This is a genomic window from Enterobacter cloacae complex sp. 394F7 (assembly GCF_057320385.1).
Map to the genome: position 1 here is coordinate 151,958 of NZ_JBXWCS010000011.1, position 9,797 is coordinate 161,754.

Genomic DNA, 9,797 nt, shown 5'->3' on the forward strand with positions numbered 1-9,797 from the left:
AGTATATTGCTGTAAACGCAAAGTCTTCTTCTGATTTTCTTTCCTGCCGCATTTATCCGCACTTATAAATTAAAAAACATTAAATACCCTCATTATTATACGCAGCTACATTTTTTGTTTTTGTCCCCTGCCCTGTCACCGATCCACGGAAATATCGGTTAATGGGTATTTAAAGGAACAGTAATGACGAATCATTTCAGACGCTTGCCCTTAACCGGTTTTATTGTCTGCGCCGCACTGCTTGCCGGATGCGATGGGCAGGAAAATCAGCAACATCAACCGCAGCCGCCTCAGGTGAGTGTACACATTGTCAAAAGTGCCCCCCTCACTGTGACAACAGAGCTGCCGGGCAGAACAGATGCGTTTCGCGTTGCGGAAGTGCGTCCTCAGGTTAGCGGCATTATCCTGCGTCGCAATTTCACCGAAGGCAGCGATGTCAAAGCTGGCCAGTCACTTTATCAGATCGATCCCGCCAGCTATCAGGCGGCGTATGACAGCGCAAAAGGAGAGCTGGCGAAAGCCCAGGCGGCAGCCAATATTGCGCACCTGACGGTGAAACGTTATCTCCCGCTGGTGGGCACACAGTATGTCAGTAAGCAGGAGTACGACCAGGCCGTTGCGACGGCTCAGCAGGCGGATGCCAGCGTCGTTGCTGCAAAAGCAGGAGTTGAAAGCGCACGTATCAACCTTGCCTATACCAAAGTCACCTCTCCCGTCGATGGTCGCATTGGTAAATCCAGCGTGACCGAGGGAGCTCTCGTCACCAACGGCCAGGCAAACGCCCTGGCAACGGTACAGCAACTGGATCCGATGTATGTCGATGTCACCCAGTCCAGCAATGATTTTATGCGTCTGAAGCAGACAAGCCTGCAAAAAGGGGAGACCACCAGCACCGTCGAGCTGTTGATGGAGAATGGTCAACCCTATCCGCTAAAAGGCACGCTGCAGTTTTCTGATGTGACGGTTGATGAAAGCACTGGCTCCATCACTCTGCGGGCGATTTTCCCGAATCCGCAACACCTGCTGTTACCGGGAATGTTTGTACGCGCCCGCATTAATGAGGGTACGCAGCCGAATGCGATTCTGATCCCACAGCAAGGCGTCACCCGCACGCCGCGTGGGGATGCAACCGTCCTGATTGTTAACGACAAAAACCAGGTTGAGTCACGCACCGTCGTTGCCTCTCAGGCCATTGGCGATCGCTGGCTGGTCACAGAGGGGCTGAAAAACGGTGACCGCGTGATTGTCAGTGGGTTACAAAAAGCCAAACCTGGGGCTACCGTCGTCGCCACACCCGATACCTCTACGACTCCAGCCGGTTAAGGAACGACGTCATGGCTAATTTCTTTATCCAGAGGCCGGTTTTCGCCTGGGTACTCGCCATCATTTTGATGATTGCAGGTGGGCTGGCGATCCTCAAACTGCCTGTAGCGCAGTATCCGACTATCGCCCCACCCGCGGTTGCCATAACCGCAACCTACCCTGGCGCAGATGCGCAGACGGTGCAGGATACCGTGACGCAGGTTATCGAACAGAACATGAACGGCATCGATAACCTGATGTATATGTCATCCACCAGCGATTCTGCAGGTAATGTCACCATCACCCTGACCTTTGAGTCTGGTACAGACCCGGATATCGCCCAGGTTCAGGTTCAGAATAAACTTCAGCTCGCCATGCCGCTGCTGCCGCAGGAAGTGCAGCAACAAGGGATCGGCGTTGAGAAGTCCAGCAGCAGCTTCCTGCTGGTGGCTGGCTTTGTTTCAGACAATAAAAGCCTCTCGCAGGATGACATTTCCGACTACGTCGCCTCGAATGTGAAAGATGCCATTAGTCGAACCACTGGGGTGGGTGATGTTCAGCTGTTTGGTGCCCAGTATGCAATGCGCATCTGGCTCGACAGTAACGCGATGAATAAATACCAGCTGACGCCGCTGGACATTATTAATCAACTGAAAACCCAGAATGACCAGATAGCGGCAGGCCAGCTAGGCGGAACGCCGTCCGTGCCGGGCCAGCAATTGAACGCCTCGATCATTGCGCAAACCCGCCTGAAATCACCGGAAGAGTTTGGCCGCGTGACGCTGAAGGTGAACCCGGACGGCTCGATGGTGCACCTGAAGGATGTCGCACGCATTGAACTGGGCGGTGAAAACTACAATATGGTGACCAAAATCAACGGGCAGGCCGCAACCGGCCTGGGGATTAAGCTGGCGACCGGTGCAAATGCGCTGGATACGGCGGCGGCCATCAAGAGCAAGCTGGCGCAACTGCAGCAATTCTTCCCACAGGGTCTGAAGGTGGTTTATCCGTACGACACCACGCCGTTTGTGAAGATCTCTATTCACGAAGTGGTAAAAACCCTGTTTGAAGCAATCATCCTCGTCTTCCTGGTGATGTATCTGTTCCTGCAAAATCTGCGCGCGACGCTTATCCCCACTATCGCGGTGCCGGTTGTTTTGCTGGGTACCTTCGCGGTGCTGGCGGCGTTCGGGTTCTCCATCAATACCCTGACGATGTTCGGGATGGTGCTGGCAATAGGCTTGCTGGTTGATGATGCCATCGTGGTCGTTGAGAACGTCGAACGCGTGATGGTAGAAGACAAACTGCCGCCGAAAGAGGCGACGCAGAAGTCGATGGAACAGATTCAGGGCGCACTGGTGGGTATAGCCATGGTGCTGTCGGCGGTCTTTATCCCGATGGCATTTTTCGGTGGCTCGACCGGGGCCATCTATCGCCAGTTCTCACTGACCATCGTTTCGGCAATGGCACTCTCCGTGTTGGTCGCCCTGATCCTGACCCCCGCGTTGTGCGCAACCCTGCTTAAACCGGTATCCGGCGATCACCACGAAAAGAAAGGCGGTTTCTTTGGCTGGTTTAATGCGCTTTTTGACCGCAGCGTGGAGCACTACAGCAACAGCGTGAGCGGCATTTTACGCAAGACCGGACGCTACCTGGTGGTGTACATCATCATTGTGGGTGGTATGGCGGTGCTGTTCCTGCGCTTGCCTACCTCCTTCCTGCCCGAAGAGGACCAGGGGGTATTTATGACGATGGTGCAACTTCCGGCCGGTGCGACCCAGACGCGTACGCAGCAGGTCCTCGATCAGGTCCAGAACTATTATCTGAAAAACGAGAAGGCCAATGTTGAATCTGTCTTTACCGTTAATGGCTTTAGTTTTAGCGGCCAGGGCCAGAACGCCGGGATTGCCTTTATCAGCCTGAAGCCCTGGGAAGCACGACCGGGGGCGGAAAATAGCGTTGAGGCGATTGTTGGCCGCGCGACAAAAGCCTTCAGCCAGATAAAAGATGGACTCGTATTTCCGTTTAACCTGCCTGCGATTATCGAACTGGGAACCGCAACGGGCTTCGACTTCGAACTGATTGATCAGGCAAACCTGGGGCATACCTCGCTGACGCAGGCGCGGAATGAGCTTCTCGGAATGGTGAAAGCGCACCCTGACATGCTGGTGCGCGTGCGGCCAAATGGTCTGGAAGATACCCCGCAGTTTAAACTGGATGTCGACCAGGAGAAGGCTCAGGCGCTGGGCATCAGTCTTTCTGACGTCAACCAGACCATCTCAACGGCCCTGGGTGGAACTTATGTAAATGACTTTATCGATCATGGACGTGTGAAAAAGGTCTATGTCCAGGCTGATGCGCGCTTCCGTATGCTGCCTGGTGACATCAGCAACCTGTATGTACGCAGCGCAAATGGTGAGATGGTACCTTTCTCCGCCTTTAGCACCTCGCACTGGGTGTACGGTTCACCTCGCCTGGAGCGCTATAACGGGATGCCATCCATGGAGATCATCGGTGAGTCCGCACCCGGTAAAAGTACCGGTGAGGCCATGGCGCTGATGGAAAGTCTTGCTGCAAAACTGCCTTCCGGCATCGGGTATGACTGGACAGGAATGTCTTATCAGGAGCGACTTTCCGGAAATCAGGCGCCTGCGTTGTACGCTATTTCACTGATAGTGGTGTTCCTGTGTCTGGCTGCTCTTTACGAAAGCTGGTCCATTCCCTTCTCAGTGATGCTGGTGGTTCCGCTGGGAGTCATAGGGGCGCTGGTTGCAGCAGCGTTACGTGGCTTGAACAATGACGTCTATTTCCAGGTGGGTTTGCTGACAACAATTGGTTTGTCGGCTAAAAACGCCATTCTGATCGTTGAGTTTGCCAAAGATCTGATGGAAAAAGAGGGTAAAGGCATCATTGAAGCCACGCTGGAAGCATCAAGAATGCGCCTTCGACCGATCCTGATGACCTCGCTCGCCTTTATTCTTGGCGTCATGCCGCTGGTGATCAGCCATGGCGCCGGGAGCGGTGCGCAAAACGCGGTCGGGACAGGGGTCATGGGGGGCATGCTTTCCGCAACGCTTCTGGCTATCTTCTTCGTGCCCGTTTTCTTTGTGGTCGTCCGGCGACGCTTTACGCGCCATAAAGAGTGATGAATACCTGAAAGGCACCTCTGGTGCCTTTTTTATTTTAAGATAAACAGTGTATTAAGATCGCAGTGTTAAAAAGAGTCAGTTTGCATTAAGTAAGAACGCCACGTTGTTACTCCATAATTTCTCCATTAATTCGTTCTGACGAAACACTTTTCTCCACGATGTTTACAAACAACATAATTTGAGATTATTCCTCGTGTAACGTGGGCTTATCCCGGTGGTAAAATAACCTCCAGTTCGTTAATAGCCCTCCTGGCTTTATAGCGGACGCGAAATAATACTGAGGTAACATCATGAAAAGATTCATTTCCGTTGCACTACTCGCTGCGCTGCTGGCTGGATGCGCGCACGACTCTCCATGTGTACCGGTATACGACGATCAGGGCCGACTGGTTCATACCAATACCTGTATGAAAGGTACCACTCAGGATAACTGGGAAACAGCAGGTGCTATCGCTGGTGGTGCTGCCGCGGTGGCGGGGTTGACGCTGGGTATTGTTGCCCTGACCCGATAACATCTGTTCAGAAAGCGCGGCTCTGGCCGCGCTTTTGCTTTGAATGAGTGCAGTAATATCAAATCAGTAAAAATCCCGTATTTATTCACGCCATTAATTTTAGCCAGAAGCCTGTCACCTCTTTTTCACTTCCCCTTTTAATTTTGTATTCAGTTTTGATGATTTTCACCCATTCATATTATTGAATACCCGGCCAATATTCACTCTGGAAACTATCTCTTCTTTTTTTCTGACCCTCCTTAAAAGTTTTGCTCCGATTTGTGGCACAGGTTGTAATTTCGCACCGTTTCGGGGCGCTCCTTTTATTTAAGCCTGTCTACACTCAGCATTAAGCGTTCACTTATCGCTTATTTCATCGAGCGCGAAACCTGGCATTACGTTTGCTATATAAACGTCGGCCAACGCCACAGATGGGTAAAAGTGTTTAAAACACCTAAATAACGATAAATTTAGCCACACAGGATGCATTATGAAAAAGACGATGATAGCCAGCCTGGCCGCTGCGGGTATGTTGTTTGCTGTTGCGGGTCAGGCCCATGCGGGCACAACGCTGGATGCCGTGAAAAAGAAAGGTTTTGTTCAGTGCGGTATCAGCGACGGTTTGCCTGGCTTCTCTTATGCCGATGCTAACGGCAAATTTACCGGTATCGATGTTGACGTCTGCCGGGGCGTCGCCGCTGCCGTTTTCGGTGATGACAGCAAAGTAAAATATACCCCGCTGACGGCCAAAGAACGTTTCACCGCGCTGCAGTCCGGCGAAGTGGACATGCTCTCCCGTAATACCACCTGGACCTCCTCCCGTGATGCAGGCATGGGGATGTCATTCACCGGTGTCACCTATTATGACGGCATCGGTTTCCTTACCCACAATAAAGCGGGCCTGAAAAGCGCCAAAGAGCTGGACGGTGCGACCGTGTGTATTCAGGCCGGTACCGATACCGAGCTTAACGTCGCCGATTATTTCAAAGCGAATAATATGAAGTACACCCCGGTGACATTCGATCGCTCTGATGAATCAGCCAAAGCGCTGGAATCTGGCCGTTGCGATACGCTGGCGTCTGACCAGTCACAGCTCTACGCGCTGCGTATTAAGCTGAGCAACCCGGCAGAGTGGATCGTCCTGCCTGAAGTGATCTCCAAAGAGCCTCTTGGACCCGTCGTTCGCCGTGGCGACGAAGACTGGTTCTCTATCGTTCGCTGGACCCTGTTCGCCATGTTAAATGCAGAAGAGATGGGTATCAGCTCGAAAAACGTCGATGAGAAAGCTGCCAAACCCTCAACCCCGGATATGGCACACCTGCTGGGCACAGAAGGCGATTTTGGCAAGGATCTGAAGCTGGATAACAAGTGGGCGTACCACATCATTAAACAGGTGGGCAACTATGCTGAGATCTTTGAGCGCAACGTGGGATCGGAAAGCCCGCTGAAGATCAAACGCGGCCAGAACAATCTCTGGAATAACGGCGGTATTCAGTACGCACCGCCAGTACGTTAAGTCTTTGCTGTAACGGGCACTGTGAACGCAGTGCCCACTCCAGAGTCATGGTTACCGAGGTTTCTTTATGTTCCATCGCCGCTCCCCCGTAAAAGGATCGCTATCCTTTTCTCATCCCGCGGTCCGCGCCTGGCTATTCCAGATTATTGCCATTCTTGCGGTTGTTCTTATCGCCATTTATTTAATTCATAACACGGTTACCAACCTGAATAATCGCGGTATTACCTCCGGCTTTGCTTTTCTGGATCGCAGTGCGGGTTTTGGCATTGTTCAGCATCTTATTGATTATCAGGAAGGCGATACCTACGGCCGCGTGTTCCTCGTCGGTTTACTCAATACACTGCTGGTCTCCGCGCTGTGTATTGTTTTCGCCTCCATACTGGGCTTTTTTATTGGCCTCGCTCGCCTGTCAGATAACTGGCTGCTGCGAAAGCTGTCCACCATTTACATTGAGACGTTCCGCAATATCCCGCCGCTGCTGCAGATTTTTTTCTGGTATTTCGCCGTGCTGCGTAACCTTCCGGGGCCACGTCAGGCTGTCGATGCCTTCGATCTGTTTTTTCTGAGCAACCGTGGGCTTTATATTCCTTCTCCTGAACTCGCAGAAGGGATATATGCTTTTATCACCGCGATTATCATCGCGCTAGCCCTCTCTGCCGGGCTATTTCGCTATAACCGCAAACATCAGATTAAAACCGGGCAGCTTCGCAAGACATGGCCAATTGCGGCGCTTTTGATTATCGGTCTGCCGCTACTGACACACTGGCTTTTTGGTGCCGCGTTACACTGGGATGTCCCACATTTGCGGGGCTTTAACTTCCAGGGCGGGATGGTGTTAATTCCTGAACTGGCGGCCCTGACCCTGGCCCTTTCCATTTATACGTCTGCGTTTATTGCCGAAATCATTCGGGCGGGGATCCAGGCAGTCCCGCATGGACAGCACGAGGCAGCACGCTCTCTGGGGTTACCTCATACGGTAACGCTTCGACAGGTCATTATTCCACAGGCGTTACGGGTCATCATTCCGCCCCTGACCAGCCAGTACCTCAATATTGTCAAAAACTCGTCGCTGGCCGCCGCAATTGGCTACCCGGATATGGTGTCACTGTTCGCCGGAACCGTGCTTAACCAGACAGGACAGGCCATTGAAACCATTGCCATCACTATGTCCGTCTATCTGATTATCAGCCTGGCGATCTCGTTGCTGATGAACCTGTATAACCGCCGTATTGCACTGGTTGAGCGCTAAGGAACTATGATGACAAAAGCGATACTGTCGTACTCTTCGCGTCCTGCCAACCCGACAGGTGGGCGTTTTATTCTCTGGGCTCGTAAGAATCTATTCTCCAGCTGGGGTAACAGTCTGCTGACAATAATTTGTCTGTGGCTGATGTGGGAGTTGATCCCGCCACTCATTAACTGGGCTTTCTTACAGGCTAACTGGGTCGGTTCAACCCGGGCAGATTGTACAAAAGCTGGCGCTTGCTGGGTGTTTATCCACGAGCGTTTTGGTCAGTTCATGTATGGATTGTATCCGCACGAACAACGCTGGCGAATCAATCTGGCGCTGGTTATTGGGCTGCTCTCCATCGCCGTGATGTTCTGGAAAAGGCTGCCGCAACGCGGACGGTACATCGCCTGCTGGGCGGTGGTGTATCCGATTGTTGTGTGGGTGCTGTTGTACGGTGGTTTCCTGGGGCTGGAACGCGTGGAAACCCGACAATGGGGCGGCTTAACGCTGACGCTGATTATTGCTTCTGTTGGGATCGCAGGCGCACTGCCGTGGGGCATTTTACTGGCGCTTGGCCGTCGCTCAAAAATGCCCGTTGTCCGTGTGCTCTCGGTTATTTTCATTGAGTTCTGGCGCGGTGTACCGCTTATTACCGTCCTTTTTATGTCTTCGGTCATGCTGCCATTGTTTATGGCAGAAGGCACGACGATAGACAAACTGATCCGTGCCCTGGTAGGAGTCATTCTGTTCCAGTCAGCCTACGTTGCGGAAGTGGTGCGTGGCGGTCTGCAGGCATTGCCTAAAGGGCAGTATGAGGCTGCGGAATCACTGGCGCTCGGTTACTGGAAAACACAGGGGCTGGTGATACTTCCGCAGGCACTCAAGCTGGTTATCCCCGGGCTGGTGAACACGATCATCGCCCTCTTCAAAGATACCAGCCTCGTGATCATTATCGGATTGTTCGATCTCTTTAGCAGCGTGCAACAGGCAACGGTTGACCCTGTCTGGCTTGGCATGTCCACCGAAGGATATGTCTTTGCTGCTCTGATCTACTGGATCTTTTGTTTTAGCATGTCGCGCTATAGCCAGCATCTGGAAAAGCGCTTTAACACCGGGCGTACACCGCACTGAGGAAATTATGAGCCAAATAACTATGACACCCGCCGACGCGATGATTACGCTGGAAAACGTAAATAAATGGTACGGACAATTTCACGTCCTGAAAGATATCAATCTTAAGGTCAAGCAGGGCGAACGCATTGTCCTTTGCGGCCCTTCCGGGTCCGGGAAATCGACAACCATTCGCTGCATCAATCACCTTGAGGAGCATCAGCAGGGGCGTATTGTTGTTGATGGTATCGAACTGAATGAAGACATTCGCAACATCGAACGCGTGCGTCAGGAAGTCGGGATGGTGTTTCAGCACTTTAACCTGTTCCCCCATCTGACGGTGCTGCAGAACTGTACGCTTGCGCCGATTTGGGTGCGCAAAATGCCAAAAAAGGAAGCTGAAGCGTTAGCGATGCACTATCTGGAACGTGTACGTATTGCTGAACACGCCAATAAATTTCCAGGCCAGATATCGGGTGGCCAGCAGCAGCGTGTGGCTATCGCCCGTTCACTGTGCATGAAGCCCAAAATTATGCTTTTTGATGAGCCAACTTCAGCGCTGGATCCTGAAATGGTGAAAGAAGTTCTGGATACCATGATTGGGCTGGCGCAATCTGGAATGACTATGCTGTGCGTGACTCACGAAATGGGGTTCGCCAGGACCGTGGCTGACCGGGTGATCTTTATGGATCGCGGAGAGATTGTTGAACAGGCGCCACCGGATGAGTTCTTTGCGCATCCGAAGTCAGAACGCACGCAAGCATTCCTGTCACAGGTGATTCACTAGTCGTTTGTTATGCCGGGTGGCGGCTTCGCCGTACCCGGCCTACGCTGTGCGCCGTGTAGAAATGCAAAAAGGCCATCCTTTCGGATGGCCTTTTCACTTGTTTGATGTCTGGCAGTTCCCTACTCTCACATGGGGAGACCCCACACTACCATCGGCGCTACGGCGTTTCACTTCTGAGTTCGGCATGGGGTCAGGTGGGACCACCGCGCTA

Annotated in this window: 7 protein-coding genes and 1 rRNA gene; 7 read left to right on the top strand and 1 reads right to left on the bottom strand. The window is 52.5% G+C overall.

Annotation, left to right across the window (positions count from 1 at the left end; genetic code table 11):
* Positions 1 to 183 precede the first annotated feature (183 nt).
* From AC2FAK_RS17230 to AC2FAK_RS17260, 7 genes are all read left to right on the top strand, one after another.
* Entirely contained in the window at positions 184 to 1,323 is a 1,140-nt protein-coding gene (locus AC2FAK_RS17230) for an efflux RND transporter periplasmic adaptor subunit (RefSeq protein WP_013098999.1), read from the top strand.
* Between the two features lie 11 nt (positions 1,324 to 1,334).
* A complete protein-coding gene (locus AC2FAK_RS17235; protein WP_095455368.1) occupies positions 1,335 to 4,448 on the top strand; it encodes an efflux RND transporter permease subunit in 3,114 nt (1,037 codons plus the stop codon).
* 293 nt (positions 4,449 to 4,741) lie between these two features.
* Complete coding sequence (locus AC2FAK_RS17240) at positions 4,742 to 4,963, top strand: lipoprotein (RefSeq protein ID WP_013099001.1); 222 nt, start codon at positions 4,742 to 4,744, stop codon at positions 4,961 to 4,963.
* Positions 4,964 to 5,432: 469 nt separating this feature from the next.
* Positions 5,433 to 6,458 (top strand): amino acid ABC transporter substrate-binding protein, encoded by a 1,026-nt coding sequence (locus AC2FAK_RS17245; protein WP_013099002.1) that lies wholly within the window; start codon positions 5,433 to 5,435, stop codon positions 6,456 to 6,458.
* Positions 6,459 to 6,525: 67 nt separating this feature from the next.
* Positions 6,526 to 7,707 carry an amino acid ABC transporter permease gene (locus tag AC2FAK_RS17250; protein WP_038420721.1) on the top strand — a complete coding sequence of 394 codons (1,182 nt, stop codon included), beginning with the start codon at positions 6,526 to 6,528 and terminating at the stop codon, positions 7,705 to 7,707.
* A gap of 9 nt (positions 7,708 to 7,716) precedes the next feature.
* Positions 7,717 to 8,820 (top strand): amino acid ABC transporter permease, encoded by a 1,104-nt coding sequence (locus AC2FAK_RS17255; RefSeq protein WP_095455367.1) that lies wholly within the window; start codon positions 7,717 to 7,719, stop codon positions 8,818 to 8,820.
* A gap of 7 nt (positions 8,821 to 8,827) precedes the next feature.
* Positions 8,828 to 9,586 (top strand): amino acid ABC transporter ATP-binding protein, encoded by a 759-nt coding sequence (locus AC2FAK_RS17260; RefSeq protein WP_013099005.1) that lies wholly within the window; start codon positions 8,828 to 8,830, stop codon positions 9,584 to 9,586.
* A 106-nt stretch (positions 9,587 to 9,692) separates the two neighbouring features.
* On the opposite strand, the gene rrf is transcribed toward AC2FAK_RS17260, so the two are convergent.
* Positions 9,693 to 9,797, bottom strand: a 5S ribosomal RNA gene (rrf, locus tag AC2FAK_RS17265); the annotation flags it as partial.

Bases quoted from the DNA above. Each gene is read 5' to 3' on its own strand.
- AC2FAK_RS17230 (WP_013098999.1), top strand. From the start codon at position 184: ATGACGAATCATTTCAGACGCTTGCCCTTAACCGGTTTTATTGTCTGC.
- AC2FAK_RS17235 (WP_095455368.1), top strand. From the start codon at position 1,335: ATGGCTAATTTCTTTATCCAGAGGCCGGTTTTCGCCTGGGTACTCGCC.
- AC2FAK_RS17240 (WP_013099001.1), top strand. From the start codon at position 4,742: ATGAAAAGATTCATTTCCGTTGCACTACTCGCTGCGCTGCTGGCTGGA.
- AC2FAK_RS17245 (WP_013099002.1), top strand. From the start codon at position 5,433: ATGAAAAAGACGATGATAGCCAGCCTGGCCGCTGCGGGTATGTTGTTT.
- AC2FAK_RS17250 (WP_038420721.1), top strand. From the start codon at position 6,526: ATGTTCCATCGCCGCTCCCCCGTAAAAGGATCGCTATCCTTTTCTCAT.
- AC2FAK_RS17255 (WP_095455367.1), top strand. From the start codon at position 7,717: ATGACAAAAGCGATACTGTCGTACTCTTCGCGTCCTGCCAACCCGACA.
- AC2FAK_RS17260 (WP_013099005.1), top strand. From the start codon at position 8,828: ATGAGCCAAATAACTATGACACCCGCCGACGCGATGATTACGCTGGAA.